The sequence below is a fragment of the Pulveribacter sp. genome (assembly GCF_032079985.1).
Classification (GTDB): Bacteria; Pseudomonadota; Gammaproteobacteria; order Burkholderiales; family Burkholderiaceae_C; genus Melaminivora.
The window spans coordinates 117,401-133,123 of sequence record NZ_DAMATK010000003.1; the positions used below are offsets into that span (position 1 = coordinate 117,401).

General features: G+C 70.6%; 15 protein-coding genes. 6 read left to right on the plus strand and 9 right to left on the minus strand.

The window, feature by feature from the left end:
* The first annotated feature begins 3 nt into the window (after nt 1-3).
* Entirely contained in the window at nt 4-876 is an 873-nt protein-coding gene (gene accD, locus RT282_RS11765; RefSeq protein ID WP_312303499.1) for an acetyl-CoA carboxylase, carboxyltransferase subunit beta, read from the plus strand.
* Between the two features lie 157 nt (nt 877-1,033).
* Here the strand turns inward: accD and RT282_RS11770 are convergent, their stop codons facing one another.
* Nucleotides 1,034-1,579, minus strand: a complete 546-nt coding sequence (locus RT282_RS11770) for a YggT family protein (protein ID WP_312303501.1) — start codon at nt 1,577-1,579, stop codon at nt 1,034-1,036.
* A gap of 72 nt (nt 1,580-1,651) precedes the next feature.
* Between RT282_RS11770 and RT282_RS11775 the strand changes: the two genes are divergently transcribed.
* Nucleotides 1,652-2,284, plus strand: a complete 633-nt coding sequence (locus RT282_RS11775; RefSeq protein ID WP_312303506.1) for an LON peptidase substrate-binding domain-containing protein — start codon at nt 1,652-1,654, stop codon at nt 2,282-2,284.
* Nucleotides 2,285-2,296: 12 nt separating this feature from the next.
* Here RT282_RS11775 and RT282_RS11780 read toward each other — a convergent pair whose 3' ends face one another.
* The 8 genes from RT282_RS11780 to RT282_RS11815 all read right to left on the minus strand — a co-directional run bounded on the left by RT282_RS11780 (nt 2,297) and on the right by RT282_RS11815 (nt 10,976).
* The gene (locus RT282_RS11780) at nt 2,297-4,129 is read right to left on the minus strand and encodes a nucleoside-diphosphate sugar epimerase/dehydratase (RefSeq protein WP_313314274.1); all 1,833 of its coding nucleotides are present in this window, start codon (nt 4,127-4,129) and stop codon (nt 2,297-2,299) included.
* Nucleotides 4,126-4,725 carry a sugar transferase gene (locus tag RT282_RS11785; RefSeq protein WP_313314276.1) on the minus strand — a complete coding sequence of 200 codons (600 nt, stop codon included), beginning with the start codon at nt 4,723-4,725 and terminating at the stop codon, nt 4,126-4,128. Before RT282_RS11785 ends, RT282_RS11780 begins: the two co-directional genes overlap by 4 nt.
* Nucleotides 4,722-5,882 (minus strand): DegT/DnrJ/EryC1/StrS family aminotransferase, encoded by a 1,161-nt coding sequence (locus RT282_RS11790; protein ID WP_313314278.1) that lies wholly within the window; start codon nt 5,880-5,882, stop codon nt 4,722-4,724. The genes RT282_RS11785 and RT282_RS11790 overlap by 4 nt, the downstream gene beginning before the upstream one ends.
* A 6-nt stretch (nt 5,883-5,888) precedes the next feature.
* The gene (locus RT282_RS11795; RefSeq protein WP_313314279.1) at nt 5,889-6,578 is read right to left on the minus strand and encodes a class I SAM-dependent methyltransferase; all 690 of its coding nucleotides are present in this window, start codon (nt 6,576-6,578) and stop codon (nt 5,889-5,891) included.
* Entirely contained in the window at nt 6,575-7,615 is a 1,041-nt protein-coding gene (locus RT282_RS11800) for a glycosyltransferase family 2 protein (protein ID WP_313314282.1), read from the minus strand. Before RT282_RS11800 ends, RT282_RS11795 begins: the two co-directional genes overlap by 4 nt.
* 61 nt (nt 7,616-7,676) lie before the next feature.
* Nucleotides 7,677-8,339, minus strand: coding sequence for a methyltransferase domain-containing protein (locus RT282_RS11805; protein WP_313314284.1), 663 nt, complete (start codon nt 8,337-8,339; stop codon nt 7,677-7,679).
* Between the two features lie 94 nt (nt 8,340-8,433).
* Nucleotides 8,434-9,609 (minus strand): hypothetical protein, encoded by a 1,176-nt coding sequence (locus tag RT282_RS11810; protein WP_313314286.1) that lies wholly within the window; start codon nt 9,607-9,609, stop codon nt 8,434-8,436.
* Nucleotides 9,606-10,976: a UDP-glucose/GDP-mannose dehydrogenase family protein gene (locus tag RT282_RS11815; protein WP_313314288.1), complete on the minus strand. Its 1,371-nt coding sequence runs from the start codon at nt 10,974-10,976 to the stop codon at nt 9,606-9,608. The genes RT282_RS11810 and RT282_RS11815 overlap by 4 nt, the downstream gene beginning before the upstream one ends.
* Nucleotides 10,977-11,125: 149 nt before the next feature.
* Here RT282_RS11815 and lysS point away from each other — a divergent pair, with 149 nt between their 5' ends.
* From lysS to RT282_RS11835, 4 genes are all read left to right on the plus strand, one after another.
* On the plus strand, nt 11,126-12,676 hold the full coding sequence (gene lysS / locus RT282_RS11820; protein ID WP_313314290.1) for a lysine--tRNA ligase: 1,551 nt from the start codon (nt 11,126-11,128) through the stop codon (nt 12,674-12,676).
* 19 nt (nt 12,677-12,695) lie between these two features.
* Nucleotides 12,696-13,712, plus strand: coding sequence for a diguanylate cyclase domain-containing protein (locus tag RT282_RS11825; protein WP_313314292.1), 1,017 nt, complete (start codon nt 12,696-12,698; stop codon nt 13,710-13,712).
* A 31-nt stretch (nt 13,713-13,743) separates the two neighbouring features.
* Nucleotides 13,744-14,391 (plus strand): mechanosensitive ion channel family protein, encoded by a 648-nt coding sequence (locus RT282_RS11830; protein WP_313314293.1) that lies wholly within the window; start codon nt 13,744-13,746, stop codon nt 14,389-14,391.
* 155 nt (nt 14,392-14,546) lie between these two features.
* Complete coding sequence (locus RT282_RS11835; protein WP_313314294.1) at nt 14,547-15,668, plus strand: branched-chain amino acid ABC transporter substrate-binding protein; 1,122 nt, start codon at nt 14,547-14,549, stop codon at nt 15,666-15,668.
* Nucleotides 15,669-15,723: the final 55 nt, after the last annotated feature.

The following is a 15,723-nucleotide window of genomic DNA, read 5'->3' on the forward strand; positions in this document are numbered from 1 at the left end:
CCTATGTCCTGGCTTGAAAAACTCCTGCCCTCCAAGATCCAGCAGACCGACCCGGCCGAGCGCCGGCAGATGCCCGAAGGGCTGTGGATCAAGTGCCCCAGCTGCGAGACGGTGCTCTACAAGAACGACCTGGAGGCCAACCAGAACGTCTGCCCGCAGTGCGGCCACCACCACCGTATCGGCGCGCGCGCGCGGCTCAACGCCTTCCTGGACGGCGAGGGCCGCTACGAGATCGGGCAGGAAGTGCTGCCCGTCGACGCCCTGAAGTTCAAGGACAGCCGCAAGTACCCCGAACGCCTGAAGGAAGCGCTGGAGAACACCGGCGAGACCGACGCGCTGGTGGTCATGGGCGGCGCCGTGAAGAGCATCAACGTGGTCGCCGCCTGCTTCGAGTTCGACTTCATGGGCGGCTCCATGGGCAGCGTGGTGGGCGAGCGCTTCGTGCGCGGCGTCGAGACGGCCATCGAGCAGAAGGTGCCCTTCATCTGCTTCACCGCCACCGGCGGCGCGCGTATGCAGGAAGGCCTGCTGTCGCTGATGCAGATGGCCAAGACCAACGCCGCCCTGACCCGCCTGGCCAAGAAGGGCCTGCCCTACATCAGCGTGCTGACCGACCCGACCATGGGCGGCGTCTCCGCCGGCTTTGCCTTCATGGGCGACATCGTGATCGCCGAGCCCAAGGCCCTGATCGGCTTTGCCGGCCCGCGCGTGATCGAATCCACCGTGCGCGTGACACTGCCCGAGGGCTTCCAGCGCGCCGAATTCCTGCAGGCCAAGGGCGCCGTCGACTGCATCGTGGACCGCCGCGAACTGCGCGACACCGTGGCCCGCAGTCTGGCCATGCTGCAGCGCCTGCCGGCCGACGCCGTGGCCTGATCGGGCGCCTGCAACAGCAAAAAAGACCGCCTGCCCGGCGGTCTTTTTTTGGGCCCATGAACCTCTTCCGAGCAGTTCTTAGGACATCAAAAACAATAGCTCCCAGCGCTTATCTGACGGGCATTGGAGGCCATTTTTACTCGAAAAACCCGGAGCCTCACAGCATCACCCCCGCCTGCAGGTTCGCCAGCACGATCATCACCACCTGCAGCAGCACCAGCACCACCAGCGGCGACAGGTCCACCCCGCCCAGCAGCGGTACCACGCGGCGCACCGGGGCCAGCAGCGGCTCGCACAGACGCGCCACCACGTCGGCGATGGGCGAGCGGGTCTGCACCCACGACAGGATGGCGTAAACGATGACCAGCACCATGAGCCCCATGACGGCCACGTGTGCAGTGCCGAACAGCGCCATGACCGGCGCCCAGGCCAGGCCTGCGCCGCCCAGCATCAAACCCAGCAGCAGGTACTGGCACAGCTTGAGCAGCAGGGCGCCGGCCAGGCTGGCCAGGTCCCAGCGGCCGGCGGCCGGCACGGCCTTGCGCAGCGGCAGCACCAGCCAGTCCGTCAGCGCGAACACCAGCCGCCCGAGGGGGTTGCCGAAGGGGACGCGTTGCAGCTGCATGTACAGGCGCAGCAGGCAAGCGCCCGCCAGCAGGCCGGTGGCCACGTCGAGGAGGTAGGTGAGGATTTGAAGCAGCATGGATGGATGTGGGCGCGAAAAGGAACCGTGCCGTGGGATGATAGCCAGGCACCGCCGCGCGTCTCTTTGCCCATGTCCCAAGCCCTGACCCTGACTTCCCTGCCGCTGTTTCCGCTGTCCACGGTGCTGTTTCCTGGTGGCTCGCTACAGCTGCGCGTGTTCGAGGTGCGCTACCTGGACATGGTGCGCAAGTGCCAGGCCGCTGGCGCGCCCTTTGGCGTGGTGGCGCTGGCCGACGGCAGCGAGGTGCGCCGCGCCGGCGCGCCGGCCGAGCAGCTGCACGACGTGGGCACGCTGGCCGCCATCGAGCAGCTGGACAGCCCCCAGCCTGGGCTGATTACCCTGCGCTGCCGGGGCGCGCAACGCTTTCGCATCACGCGGCGCAGCCGGCTGCCGCACGGCCTGTGGGTGGCCGACGTGGAGCAGCTGCCCGATGACGTCCCGGTGGCCGTGCCGCAGGACCTGCAGCACGCCGCCGCCGCGCTGGCCCAGGCCCTGGCCTCGCTGCGCGAACGCGGCACGCTGCCGGCGCCTGACGCGCAGGAGGCGGAGCTGCTGCAGGACTGCGGCTGGGTCGCCAACCGCTGGTGCGAACTGCTGCCGCTGCCGCTGGCACTGCGCCAGCAACTGATGGCGCTGGACAATCCGTTGATGCGGCTGGAGCTGGTGAGCGACGTGCTGGAGCGCACGGGCATCACGCGCTGAGAGAAGCCGTGCCTAGTAACGGGGCGTGTACTCCGGCACCCGCTCACGCAGACCCTGGCGCAGCTCCTGCGGCTCGGGCGCCGGGCCCAGGCCGTGCACCCAGTGCTCCAGCGCCTGCAGATCGGCCAGCAGCGGCAGCCCGCCCTCCCGCACCATGCGCAGGCGCGGGTGGGCGGTGGGCTCAGTGGTCTCGCCGTTGGCCAGCCATTCCTCGAACAGCTTCTCGCCCGGGCGCAGGCCGGTGAAGGCGATGGGCACCTCGGCCTCGGTCTTGCCCGACAGGCGGATCAGCAGGCGCGCCAGCTCCACGATGCGCACCGGTTCGCCCATGTCCAGCACGTAGATCTGGCCCGAGCGGCCCATCCAGCCCGCCTGCACCACCAGTTGCGCCGCCTCGGGGATGGTCATGAAATAGCGCACGATCTCCGGGTGCGTGACGGTGACCGGCCCGCCGCGCGCGATCTGCGCCGAGAACAACGGCACCACCGAGCCACTGGAGCCCAGCACGTTGCCGAAGCGCACGGCCACATACTGCGTACCCGGGTGCTGCGCGGCCACGGCCTGCACCACCCGCTCGGCCAGGCGTTTGCTCGCGCCCATCACGTTGGTCGGGTTCACGGCCTTGTCGGTGGAGACCAGTACGAACCGAGCGGCCCCGCACTCGCCGGCCGCCCGGGCCAGGTGGAGCGTGCCCAGCACGTTGGTGTGCAGGGCCTCGATCTCGTTGAGCTCCTCCATCAGTGGCACGTGTTTATAGGCCGCCGCATGAAATACCACGGCGGGTCGGTGCCTGCTGGCGATCGCCGCCATGCGATCCGGTTCGCGCACGTTGGCTGTGTAGTAGTGCCCCTGCAGGTGCGGGTGCACGGCGCGCAACTCCTGAGCCAGCTCGTAGATCGCGGCTTCGGACGCATCCACGCACACCAGCCGCGCCACCCCCAGCCGTGCCACCTGGCGGCACAGCTCGGCGCCAATGGAGCCGCCGGCGCCGCTGACCAGCACCGTCTGTCCGGACAGCCACTCGGCCAGGTCGCGCGCGTCCAGCACCACGGGCGCGCGGCCCAACAGATCCTCCAGCTGCACCTGGCGCAGGTCGGTCGTGGAGGCGCTCAGCCAGTGGTCGGCCACCGGCATGGACAGCACGTTCAGTCCCGTGCCCGACCAGCGCAGCAGCACTTCGCGCCGCAGGGCCGAGCCCGGCGGGCTGGCCACCAGCACCGAGCGCACACCCAGCGCCTCGGCCACACTGCCCAGGGCGTCGCTGCCGCCGACCACGGCCACGTTCTGCAGGCTGCGCCCCGCGTCCTCGCCGCGCGGCGAGACGATGCCCGCCACGTGCCAGCCGGGCACGCCCTTGAGGGTGCGCAGCGCCTGGTCGGCCTCCTCCAGCGTGCCCACGATGAGCAGCGGCGTGTGCCCGGGCGGGCGCTGGCGCAGGGCGTGCCGCTCGGCCAGCGTGCGCCAGGCGGCGCGGCTGCCGGCCAGCAGCACCAGGGTCAGCACGCCGAACAGCGGCAGTACCGAGCGCGCAAAACCCTCGTAGCGCAGCGCCATGATGCTGGCCGTGGCCGCCAGCGTGCCCAGCAGCACGCCCCAGGCCAGGTGGCGCAGGTCGGCCAGCCCCACGTAGCGCCAGGCCTGGCGCTGCACCTGCGCCAGGCCCAGGCCCAGCGCCATGCACAGCACGCCCCAGGGCATGGTCCTGAACGCCAGCGACAGGTATTCCTGCGGCATCTCGAAGTTGAAGCGCAGCCAGAACGCCGCCCACCAGGCCAGCGCCACCATGGCCAGGTCGGCCAGCGCAAACAGCAGCACGCCGCGGCTCCAGCGCATGGGGGTGCTCATGCGCGCACCCCGCCCAGCAACGCTGCGGCGGTGCGCAGCAGGATGGCCAGGTCGCCACGCAGGCTTTGCGTGCGCACGTAGTCCAGGTAGTAGCGCTGCTTGAGAGGCATGATGGTGTCGATATAGGTGCGCTCGGGCTCGGGCGAGGCGGCCAACAGCTCCTCCTCGTGGCGGAAGGCGATGCTGGCCGGGTCGGTCAGGCCCGGGCGGACGGACAGGATGATGCTGCGCGCCTCGGCCGGGTACAGGTCCATGTAGCGCGCCACCTCCGGGCGCGGGCCCACCAGGCTCATGCGGCCGCGCAGAACATCCAGCAGTTGCGGCAGCTCGTCCAGCTTGTGCCGGCGCAGCACGCGGCCCAGGCGGGTGATGCGCGCGTCGCTGGCGGCGGTGACCAGCGGCCCGCCCTCGCCTGCCGCACGCATGGTGCGGAACTTGTGGATGCGAAACGGCTGTCCCCGCAGTCCCACACGCTCCTGGCGAAACAGCGCCGGCCCGGGCGAATCCAGCCGCACGGCCAGCGCCAGCGCCAGCAAGAGCGGCCACAGCAGGGCCAGCGCCAGCAGCGACACGGCCACGTCCAGCGCCCGCTTCATGCGCCCGGCAGTACGCGGCGCACGGCCGCGATCACGCGCTGCACCGTGGCGTCGTCCATGCGGCTGTAGATCGGCAGCGAGGCCGTGCGCTCGTACACACCCTGGCTGACGGGAAAGTCGCCCGCATCCAGGCCGCAGGACTGGCGCCAGTAGCTCAGCTGGTGCAGCGGCACGTAGTGCACGCTCATACCGATGCCCTGGGCGAACATGGCGTCGATGAAAGCGTCGCGCGCCATGCCCTGCACCTGCACGGGGAAAAGATGCCAGGCGTGCACATCGCCCGGCGCCGGCAGGGGCGGCAGCGCCAGCGGCAAGCCGGCCAGCGCCTCGCGGTAGGCGGCGGCGATCTCGGCGCGGCGCTGCTGCATGGCGCGCAAACGGGGCAGCTGCGCCAGGCCGATGGCGGCGGCGATGTCCGTCAGGTTGTACTTGAAGCCCGGCGCCACCACGTCGTAGCGCCACGCGGGCACGGCGGTGTTGAAGCGGGCGAAGGCGTCGCGGTCGATGCCGTGCAGCCGCATGGCGCGGGCACGCCGGGCGTGTGCCTCGTCACGCAGCACGAGCATGCCGCCTTCGCCCGTGGTCATGGTCTTGTTGGCATAAAAGCTGAAGACGGTGGCGTCGCTGCCCAGGGTGCCGACCAGCTGCCCGGCGTGCGTGGCCGGCAGCGCATGGGCCGCGTCCTCCACCACGCGTAAATCATGCGTGCGCGCCAGCGCCAGCAGGGCCGTCATGTCGGCGCTGCGCCCGCCGAAGTGCACGACGATCAGGGCGCGCGTGCGCGGCGTGATGCGCGCCGCCACCTGTGCCGGGTCCATGCACAGGCTGCCAGGCTCGATGTCCACCAGCACCGGCTGCGCGCCCATATAGCGTATGACCTCGGCCGTCGCGGTGAAGGTGTGGGTGGTGGTGATGACCTCATCGCCCGGGCCGATGCCCAGCGCATCCAGCGCCAGGTGCAGGCCGGCGGTGGCGGAATTCACCGCCAGCAGGTGCAGGCCCGGCGCGCCCAGTAAATCGGCAAAGGCCTTCTCGAAACGCGCCGCCTTGGGGCCGGTGGTCAGCCAGCCCGAGCGCAGGGTATCCAGCACCTCGGCTTCTTCCTGCGGGCCGATGTCGGGCAGGGCGAAGGGCACGAAAGAGTCGGTCGATGGCATGGCGGGTCAGGGTTTCTCGATCAGGCACAGCACGTGGGTGCGCAGCCAGGGCAGCGCGTTGGCCCAGGCATACAGGCCGGGATGGGCGCGGCACAGCATGCGCCCCACCGGTGGCGCCAGCGTGACGCGGCGCACCTGCATGCGGCCCTGGGGGAACAGCGCGCGCACGCGGGCCAGCGGCACGCCGCGCACGTCGGGGTTGCGCGGGTTGCCCACGGTGAAATCGTGCCACAGCACCGCCCCGCCCGGGCGCAACCAGTGCCAGGCGCGCGCGGCCAGCGCCTGCTGGGCCGCGTCCGACAACAGGGACGAGAACACGGTGAACAGCAGCACCAGGTCCTGGCTGGCCTCGGGCAGGTCGGCCTGCAGGGCGTCGGCGGTATGGATGCGGCAGGCGGCGGGCAGCACGGCGCGCGCCTGTGCGGCCCGCTCGGCCTGCAGCTCCAGGCCCTGCAGCAGCGCGGGCGTGGCGCCCAGGCGGATCAGGTCCTGCAAATTGCCACCGCTGCCGCAGCCCACCTCCAGCACCGACAGGTCCGCCAGGCGGCGCCCGGCCAGCAGGCGCACCATGGCGCGCTGGCGCTCCTGCCAGGCAGCCAGGGCGTAGGCATCGGTCAGGGCGTAGCGCCGTGCATCCAGGGCCACATCACGCCTTGCGTAGCGCTGGCGCACGCGGCCGGACTCGTCCTGGCTCATCGCGTCAGCGCTCCCCAGCGCGGCTGCGGCGCGCGGTGGCGCCACCAATCCCACCAGCCGCGCAGCGAGCCCCAGCCGTAGCCCAGGTGGTAGGCCGCGATGACCGCCACCGCGCGCGCGGCCACGCCCGGCCCAACGCGCATGCCGGCGACGGCCAGGGCCAGCAGCAGGCCGTAGGCCAGCAACAGCGCGGCCAGGGGCATGGTGCTCCAGGCCAGGGCCAGGCCGGCGCCCGCCATCAGCGCCAGCACGAAGGCGGCGGGCACCAGGTGGCGCCATGCGGCGGCCTGGCCGTGCTTGGCGATGACGAAGGGCTTCCAGTAGCCGTACTGCTGGTACTGGCGAAAGACCTGGCCCAGGCGCGCGCGCGGATGGTAGGTGCTGCGGATGCGCGGGCTCTGCCAGATGCGGCCGCCAGCGCGACGCAGGCGCAGGTTGTGCTCGTCGTCCTGGTTGCGCACCAGTTGCTCATCGAAGCCGCCCACGCGCTGGAAGGTGGCGCGCGGCCAGCAGCCCAGGTAGACGGTGTCCACTTCGCCCTCGTATCCGAGGTCGCGCGAGCGTGCGCCGCCGGCCACCCAGGGCGACTGAAAGGCCGCGGCTACGGCGCGTTGCATGGGGGTGGCGCCCTGGGCGCGCCAGGGTCCACCCACGTTATCGGCGTCGGTCTGCTGCAGCACGGCGATGCACTGGGCCAGGTAGTCGGGGGCGTATTCGCTGTGGATGTCCAGCCGGGCAATCACGGCGCCTCGCGCGGCGGCGAGGCAGCGGTTCAGCCCTGTGGAGACGATGCGCCCCGGGTTGTCCAGCCAGCGAAAGCGCGTGTCCTGGTCGCACCAGCGCTGCAGCAGATCGCGTGTGCCGTCGTCGCTGCCGCCGTCGGCGATCAGCACTTCCATGTGCCAGCCGTGCGGCAGCTGCTGGCGGGCCACGCTGGCGCAAAACGCCAGGATGTGCGCCTGCTCGTTGCGGCAGGGGGCGATGACGGTGACCAGCTGCGGCGTGCCGCCGCCGGCGGCGAGGGGCGCAACGGTCATTGGGCGACCTCCGTGCTCCGCAGTGCGGCGCACGCTTGCTTGGGACGGCCCGGCGCGGCGCTCATGCCGGCGCGCCGCCGCCGCAGCGGAAGTAGTAGTGGTAGCGGTGCAGGGGAAAAACCCCGCTGTCCACGGCGCCCCAGCGCTCGCGCATGGCGGCCTCCAGGGCGCTGCGGCGCGTGCGCCAGTGCGATGCGATCTCCCAGTAGTGCCCGTCGGTCAGCCGCCGCCGGCACGGGATGCGCAAGCCCAGCGCCACGTTGATGAAGCGGTTGTGGATGCCCAGCCGCCCGGCCAGCCCCAGCCAGGGGAAGTGCCCCGGCAGCGAGATGAAGGCCCGCGGCGCCAGCGCACGCAGTGCATCCAGCTGCGCGCCGAATTGCTCGAAGGGGATGTGCTCCAGCACTTCGCAGCACGAGACCACGTCGAACGACTCGCCCGCCAGCAGCGCCGGCAGCTGGTCCAGCGGCGCGCACAGGTCGGCGCCTAGGCCAGGATTGATGTCGGCCGTCACCACCTCGATGCCGGCCTGGCGCAGGAAGGTGGAAACGAAGCCATTGCCCACGCCCACCTCCAGCACCCGGCGCGGGCGCATGGCGTGCAGCTGCAGCACCTGGAAGGACATGGAGTGCAGGTGCTCGGGCGTGAAGTTGGCGTCGCCCACGTAGTGGCCGCGAGCCAGTGCCGCCTCGCGCTGCGCGCCCACCCTGCCCTGCCTGCCCATGCGTTGCCCTTGCAAGAAAATTAAAACCAAATCAGCCTCCAGCGCCCGCCCATCAAGCGCTAGCAGCTATCAATTTTGATAAGCCACGACCATTCTACGCAGCCGGCCGCACGGCCCGCAGCGCCAGCGCAATGTACGCCGCGTAGACCAGCGAGGCAGCCGCCGCGTACAGCACCGCCACGCCCACCACGCCGCCCCACCAATAGCCCGCCACGGCCGCGCCCAGCGCCGCGGCGCACAGCAAAGCCTGCAGCAACACGCTGGTGCCCAGCCAGCCGCGCCAGGCCGGCAGGAAGGCCACCGGGCTGGCCACCAGCCGCACGGCGCCCAGGGGCGCCAGCGCCACCACCACCCACACCAGCTCCTGCCCCTGGGCGGCAAAAAGCCACGGCACCACGGCCGGCGCCAGCGCCATTAGCGCCGCGTGCACCGGCAGCGACAGCAGCGCCATGCGCATCAGCGCCGCCACCACGGCCGCGCGCGCGGCGCCGGCCACCACGCGCGCGCGCAGGTCGTCCGCCCAGGCCAGACCCAGCAGGCTGGTGGGCAGCATGGCTGCGCGCAGGCCCAGGGCGATGGCGCCGGCCGCCGCGTCGCCGCCCACCGCGCCCACGGCCAGCACCTGGCCGTGGTTGGCCACGGTGTTGAGGGCCAGGCCCGTCCATTCCGCCCGGGCAAAGCGCCAGTGGGCGCGCAGCAGGCGGCGGTCCCATGCAGGCACCGACGCCCGCGCGCCCCGCAGCAGCGCCCAGGCCAGCCAGGCCGCGGCCGGCACGCTCCACGCGGCGGCGGCCGGCCGCTCCAGCGCGCAGGCCAGCAGCTGCAGCGGCACCATCAGCAGGGCGGGCAGCGCCCGCGCGGCCGCGGCGCTGGCCAGGCGGTGTGCGCGGGCCTGCTCGGTGGCGCGGATCTGCAGCAGCGCCAGCGGTCCCACGGCCAGCGCGCCGGCCGCCAGCCAGTGCGGCGCGCCACCGGCCAGTGCTGCCAATGCCAGCACGGCGACAGCCAGCGCCGCCGTCCAGGCCATCCGCCGTGCGCTGGTGAACAGGCGCAGGGCGCGGCGCTCGCGCGCATGCAACTGGCCGGCGTATTCCAGCCGCAGCGGGGCCAGCGCCGCCGCCACGCTGGCCAGGGCCAGCGCCTGGCTCCAGGCGCCGAAGGGCTGGGCACCCAGCCAGGTCGACAGCAGCCAGGCCGAGGCAAAGAAGGCGCCGTGCTGCGCCAGCGTGAAGGCGACGGCGGCGCGCACACCCTGGCCCAGGCTTTTCACCGCTGGCCGCGCCCCACGCCCTGGTAGACAAAGCCCTGGCGCTTGAGCTCGGCCGGGTCGAACAGGTTGCGCCCGTCGAAGATGACCGGCGCGCGCAGCGCCCGGCGCAGGGCAGCAAAGTCAGGGCTGCGGTAGATCTTCCATTCGGTGGCGATCACCAGCGCATCCGCCCCCTGGGCCGCCTGCAGCGGGCCGTCGCAAAAGGCCACGCGGGGTGCCAGCCGCGCGCACCGGGCGGGCGGGTCACCGGCCATCAATTGCTCCAGCGAATGCACCAGCGGGTCGTGCGCCTGCACCCGTGCGCCGGCGGCCACCAGCCGGCGCACCACAGTGCGGCTGGGCGCCTCGCGCACGTCGTCGGTGCCTGGCTTGAAGGTCAGGCCCCACAGCGCGATCACCCGGCCGGCCAGCGAGCCGCCGAAGTGCTGCAGCACGCGCTGCACGAAGCGCTCGGCCTGGTCGGCGTTGACGGCCTGCACGGCCTCGACCACGCGCAGGCGCTGGCCGGCGGCGCGCGCCGTGTGGCACAGGGCGGCTACGTCCTTTGGGAAACACGAGCCGCCGTAGCCCAGGCCGGCATAGATGAAGTCATAGCCGATGCGCCGGTCCGAGCCGATGCCGCGGCGCACCTGTTCGATGTCGGCGCCCACGGCGTCGGCCAGCGCCGCCATGTCGTTCATGAAGCTGATCTTGGTGGCCAGCAGAGCGTTGGCGGCGTACTTAGCCAGCTCGGCGCTCTTCACGTCCATCACCACCATGCGCTCGTGGTTGCGGTTGAAGGGCGCGTAGGCACGGCGCAGCACGTCGGCCGCGCGCTCGCCGCCGCGGCCCTCGGGCACGCCGATGACGACGCGGTCCGGGCGCATGAAGTCGTCCACTGCCGCGCCTTCCTTGAGGAATTCGGGGTTGGAGGCCACGGCGAACGCCGGCACCCGTGCCAGCCGGCGCGCGGCCAATTCCTGGGCGATGGCGTCATGCACCCGCTGCGCCGTGCCCACCGGCACGGTGGACTTGTTGGCCACCACCAAAAAGCGCGACAGGTGCCGGCCCACGGCGTGCGCCACCTCCATCACCTGCGACAGGTCGGCGCTGCCGTCCGGCGCCATGGGTGTGCCCACGGCGATGAACAGCACCTCGGCATGGCGCACGCCCTGCGCCAAGTCGGTGGCGAAGGCCAGCCGCCCGGCAGCCCGGTTGCGCGCCACCAGCTCCTGCAGGCCGGGCTCGTAAAGCGGCACCTCACCGGCCTGCAGCTGCGCCACGCGCGCGCTATTGCGCTCCACGCAAAGCACATGGTTGCCCAGTTCCGCGAAGCAGGCGCTGGAGACCAGGCCCACATAGCCCGCGCCGACGATGGTGATCTTCATGATGGGTTGGCTGCGCTGTGGGGCCCGCCGCGCGGGCAGGGCCTAAAATCCGGCGATTGTCCCAAAGCGCGCACCGCGCCGGGCGGCCGGGCCAGCGCCCCGCCGCCCTCCCCCTCTTCCCCCTGCGTTCTTTCGCCTTTTTTCTGTCTATGTCTTCCGACCAGCCCACCCCCGCCAACCCGCCCGTGGATGAAAACCAGCTCATCGCCGAGCGCCGCGAGAAACTGCGGGAGCTGCGCGAGCGCCAGGGGCGCGGCGAAGGCGTGGCCTTTCCCAATGACTTCAAGCCCGCCCACCACGCCGCCGACCTGCAGGCCGCGCATGGCGGGCAGGAGGGCGATGCGCTGGAGGCCCAGGCCATCAGTGTGAGTGTGGCCGGCCGCATGATGCTCAAGCGCGTGATGGGCAAGGCCAGCTTCGCCACGCTGCAAGACGGCTCGCTGGGCGACACCGGCGGACGCATTCAGCTGTACGTGACGCGCGACGCCGTGGGCGAGGAGGCCTACGCCGACTTCAAGCGCTGGGACCTGGGCGATATCCTGGGTGCCGAGGGCACCTTGATGAAGACCAAGACGGGCGAGCTCTCGATCAAGGTGACGCGCGTGCGCCTGCTGACCAAGAATCTGCGCCCCATGCCCGACAAGTTCCACGGCGTGGCCGACCAGGAGGTCAAGTACCGCCAGCGCTACGTCGACCTGATGACCGACGAGGCCGCGCGCCGGCGCTTCGTGGCGCGCAGCAAGGCCATCAGCGGCCTGCGCGCCTTCATGGTGGAGCACGGCTTTCTGGAGGTGGAGACGCCCATGCTGCACCCCATCCCCGGCGGCGCCAACGCCCGGCCCTTCGTCACGCACCACAACGCGCTGGACCAGGAGATGTTCCTGCGCATCGCGCCCGAGCTGTACCTGAAGCGCCTGGTGGTGGGCGGCTTCGAGCGGGTTTTCGAGATCAACCGCAACTTCCGCAACGAAGGCATCTCGGTGCGCCATAACCCCGAGTTCACGATGATGGAGTTCTACGCGGCGTACTGGAACTACCTGGACCTGATGGACTTCACCGAGGCCCTGGTGCGCGATGCCGCGCTGAAGGCCACGGGCAGTTTGCAGCTGACCTACGGCGGTCGCGCCGTGGACCTGTCGCAGCCCTTCGCCCGCCTGACCATCCGCGAGGCCATCTACCAGTACACCGAAGCCGGCGCCCACGTGGACGATGCCGCCTGGCTGGTCAGCGCTCTCAAGAAGCTGGGCATGACGGAAGAAAAGGACCGCCTGTCCACCCGCTCGCTGGCCAGCCTGCAGGTGCTGTACTTCGAGGAGACGGTGGAGGACAAGCTGTGGCAGCCGACCTTCATCATGGAGCACCCCACCGAGATCAGCCCGCTGGCACGCGCCAACGACGCCCGTCCCGAGGTGACCGAGCGCTTCGAGCTGTACATCACCGGCCGCGAGTTCGGCAACGGTTTCTCCGAGCTGAACGACGCCGAGGACCAGGTCGCGCGCTTTTCCGCCCAGGTGGCCGCCAAGGACAGCGGCGACGACGAGGCCATGTTCTTCGACCATGACTTTGTGCGCGCGCTGGAATACGGCCTGCCGCCCACCGGCGGCTGCGGCATCGGCATCGACCGGCTGATGATGCTGCTCACCGACAGCCCCAGCATCCGCGACGTGATCCTGTTCCCGGCCCTGCGCCGCGAGCACTGAGCGAGCCCCGCCGCAGGCCATGGGCTCCACTGTTGCGAGCGTTGCGCCCGAGCACGAGCCGTTTTGCGTGCTGGTGGTGGAAGACCAGGCATCGCTGCGCGCCCAGCTGTGCAGCGAGCTGCAGCGCGCAGGCGCCACCGAGGTGCTGCAGGCTGCCGACGCGGACGCCGCGCTGCAGCTGTTTCGCCTGCGCCGCCCCGACCTGGTGCTGCTGGACATCCGCCTGCCCGGCAGCGAGGACGGCTACTGGGTGGCCCAGCGCATGCGCGAGGCCGAGCCCGGCGGCTGGACGCCCATCATCTTCCTGTCGGGCCTGGATGGCGAGGTGGACGTATGGCGCGGCATCGAGGCCGGCGGCGACGATTACCTGGTCAAGCCCGTCCGGCCCATCGTGCTGGCGGCCAAGCTGCGCGCCATGCGCCGCCTGCGCGACATGCGCCGGCGCCTGGTGCAGCTGACCGAGGAGCTGCACCTGGCCAACCAGCGGCTCAACGAGATGGTGGAACTGGACCCCTTGACGGGCCTGGTCAACCGGCGCGGCTTCGACCGCATCCTGCACAGCGAGATCCTGGCCGCGCGCCGCGACGGCACGCCGCTGACGCTGATGTTGTGCGACCTGGACCACTTCAAACGCTACAACGACACGCTGGGCCATGTGCAGGGCGACGAATGCCTGAAGGCCGTCAGCCGCGTGCTGCACGAGGTCTGCGTGCGCCCGCGCGATGTGGCCGCACGTTACGGCGGCGAGGAGTTCGCGCTGATCCTGCCCAACACACCGCGCTCGGGCGCCATGACATTCGCGCGCGCCCTGGGCCGGCTGCTGGCCGGCCACGCCATCGCCCACCCCGATTCACCCGGCGGCGAGATGCTCACGCTCTCGGGCGGCATCACCACCTGCGTGCCCGATGGCACCACCAGCGCCGAGAGCATGCTGATGCGCGCCGACGAAGCTCTGTACGCGGCCAAGGCGCAGGGCCGCAACCGCTTCTTCAGCTTCGAGATGCAGATGGACACCATCGAGCAGCGCCACCTGTGACCCTGCGGCCCGCCCCGACTTTTCTGAACGCATGCAATCGCGCCTGAAGCCCTACCTACCGCTGTGGATGCACGACTGGCTGGACGTCATCGTGCCGCTGCTGCAACTGGCCCTGATCGCCCTGGCGGCGCTGATGCTGCAAAAGCTGCTGCAGCGCATCCTGCGCCGCGCCAGCGAGCACTACCAGTTCCCGCACGATCTGCTCAAGCCCGTGCGCAACGTGCTGCGCTGGCTGATCTACGGCGGCGCGCTGCTGCTGGCGCTGGAGCGCCTGGGCGTGTCGGCCAGCGTGCTGTGGACCGCCTTCACCGGTTTTGCCACCGTGGGCGCGGTAGCGTTTTTTGCGGCCTGGAGCGTGCTGTCCAACCTGTTTTGCGCCCTGCTCATCGTCACCGTGGGGCCCTACCGCGTCGGCGACCACATCGAGCTGCTGGACAGCGGCGACAAGCCGGGCGCCCTGGGCCGCGTAGTGGACATCAACATGCTCTACACCACGCTGGAGGACGCCACCGCCCCGGAGCCGGGCACGCTGTTGCAGATCCCCAACGCGCTGATCTTCCAGCGCGTGGTGCGGCGCTGGCGCGCCGGCACGCCAGTGCCCGCCGAGCGCCTGGTACCGCTGGCCACGCCCGCAGTGGAACCCCTGCCGCAGACGCAGCGCGGTTCCAGCCTGCTGTAGAAGTAGCCGCCGTAGCAAAATGCTGTGCGCTGCAATACCCGCACTTACCCTGTTGCTGGTTTCCGACGGCGGGATAAGCTGGCGGCCTTCGCCGCAGGCCCCTTCGGGGCCTGTTGATTTTTCCAGCTACCACTTTTGACAATCGAGACACCGATATGACCACTCCGTTTCGCATGCATTCCGTCATCGCCGCCCTGGGCCTGGCCGGCGCCGCCCTGCTGCTGCCCGCGCATGCGCAGATCAAGATCGCCATGGTCATGCCGACCACTGGCCCGCTGACCCAGTACGGTGACATGGTCAAGGAAGGCGTGACCACCGCCGTCGAACTGGCCAACGCCGCCGGCGGCGTGAACGGCAAGAAGATCGAGCTGGTCTCCATGGACGATGCCTGCGAGCCCAAGCAGGGCCCGGTGGCCGCCAACCGGGTGGTCAACGCCAAGATCGGCTACGTGGTCGGTCCCGTGTGCTCGGGCGCATCCATTGCCGCCGCCCCCATCTACAACAACGAAGGCGTGGTGGTGGTGACTCCCTCGGCCACGTCGCCCGCACTGACCGACGGCAAGAACTACCACTTCATCTTCCGCACCATCGGCCGCGATGACCAGCAAGGCCCCTCGGCCGCCAAATTCATCGTCGAAAAGGCCAAGCCCAAGAAGGTCGCCGTGCTGCACGACAAGCAGTCCTACGGCCAGGGCATCGCCTCGTCCGTGCGCGACGATCTGAAGAAGGCCGGCGTGCAGGTCGCCCTGTTCGAAGGCATCAATGCCGGCGACAGCGACTACTCCGCCGTCATCACCAAGCTCAAGAGCGCCGGCGTGGACTTCGTCTACTACGGTGGCTACCACCCCGAGATGGGCCTGCTGCTGCGCCAGGCCAACGAGCAGGGCCTGAAGGTGCGCATGATGGGCCCCGAGGGCGTGGGCAACCCCGAGGTGAATGCCATTGCCGGCCCGGCCGTGGAAGGCATGCTGGTCACGCTGCCCGCCGACTTCTCGGCCAACCCCAAGAACGCCGCCGTGGTGAAGGCATTCCAGGACAAGAAGCGCAACCCTTCCGGCGCCTTCCAGCTGACCTCGTTCGCCGCCACCCAGGCCATCCTGGATGGCATCAAGGCCGTGGGCGACGACCCCGCCAAGGTGGCCGACCACCTGCACAAGGCCACCGTCGAGACGGTGCTGGGCCCCGTGTCCTGGAACAAGCAGGGTGACCTGAACTCGTTCGACTTCCAGGTCTTCGAATGGCACAAGGACGGCAGCAAGTCGCCGGCCGCCAAGTAAGCCTGCTGCTTCTCCATGCACACCGGTGTGCGCTTCCCAGCGCGCACCGGTGTGC

Excerpts from the sequence above, each read along its gene's own strand:
- accD (WP_312303499.1), top strand. The coding sequence starts at position 4 with ATGTCCTGGCTTGAAAAACTCCTGCCCTCCAAGATCCAGCAGACCGAC.
- RT282_RS11770 (WP_312303501.1), bottom strand. The coding sequence starts at position 1,579 with ATGCTGCTTCAAATCCTCACCTACCTCCTCGACGTGGCCACCGGCCTG.
- RT282_RS11775 (WP_312303506.1), top strand. The coding sequence starts at position 1,652 with ATGTCCCAAGCCCTGACCCTGACTTCCCTGCCGCTGTTTCCGCTGTCC.
- RT282_RS11780 (WP_313314274.1), bottom strand. The coding sequence starts at position 4,129 with ATGAGCACCCCCATGCGCTGGAGCCGCGGCGTGCTGCTGTTTGCGCTG.
- RT282_RS11785 (WP_313314276.1), bottom strand. The coding sequence starts at position 4,725 with ATGAAGCGGGCGCTGGACGTGGCCGTGTCGCTGCTGGCGCTGGCCCTG.
- RT282_RS11790 (WP_313314278.1), bottom strand. The coding sequence starts at position 5,882 with ATGCCATCGACCGACTCTTTCGTGCCCTTCGCCCTGCCCGACATCGGC.
- RT282_RS11795 (WP_313314279.1), bottom strand. The coding sequence starts at position 6,578 with ATGAGCCAGGACGAGTCCGGCCGCGTGCGCCAGCGCTACGCAAGGCGT.
- RT282_RS11800 (WP_313314282.1), bottom strand. The coding sequence starts at position 7,615 with ATGACCGTTGCGCCCCTCGCCGCCGGCGGCGGCACGCCGCAGCTGGTC.
- RT282_RS11805 (WP_313314284.1), bottom strand. The coding sequence starts at position 8,339 with ATGGGCAGGCAGGGCAGGGTGGGCGCGCAGCGCGAGGCGGCACTGGCT.
- RT282_RS11815 (WP_313314288.1), bottom strand. The coding sequence starts at position 10,976 with ATGAAGATCACCATCGTCGGCGCGGGCTATGTGGGCCTGGTCTCCAGC.
- lysS (WP_313314290.1), top strand. The coding sequence starts at position 11,126 with ATGTCTTCCGACCAGCCCACCCCCGCCAACCCGCCCGTGGATGAAAAC.
- RT282_RS11825 (WP_313314292.1), top strand. The coding sequence starts at position 12,696 with ATGGGCTCCACTGTTGCGAGCGTTGCGCCCGAGCACGAGCCGTTTTGC.
- RT282_RS11830 (WP_313314293.1), top strand. The coding sequence starts at position 13,744 with ATGCAATCGCGCCTGAAGCCCTACCTACCGCTGTGGATGCACGACTGG.
- RT282_RS11835 (WP_313314294.1), top strand. The coding sequence starts at position 14,547 with ATGACCACTCCGTTTCGCATGCATTCCGTCATCGCCGCCCTGGGCCTG.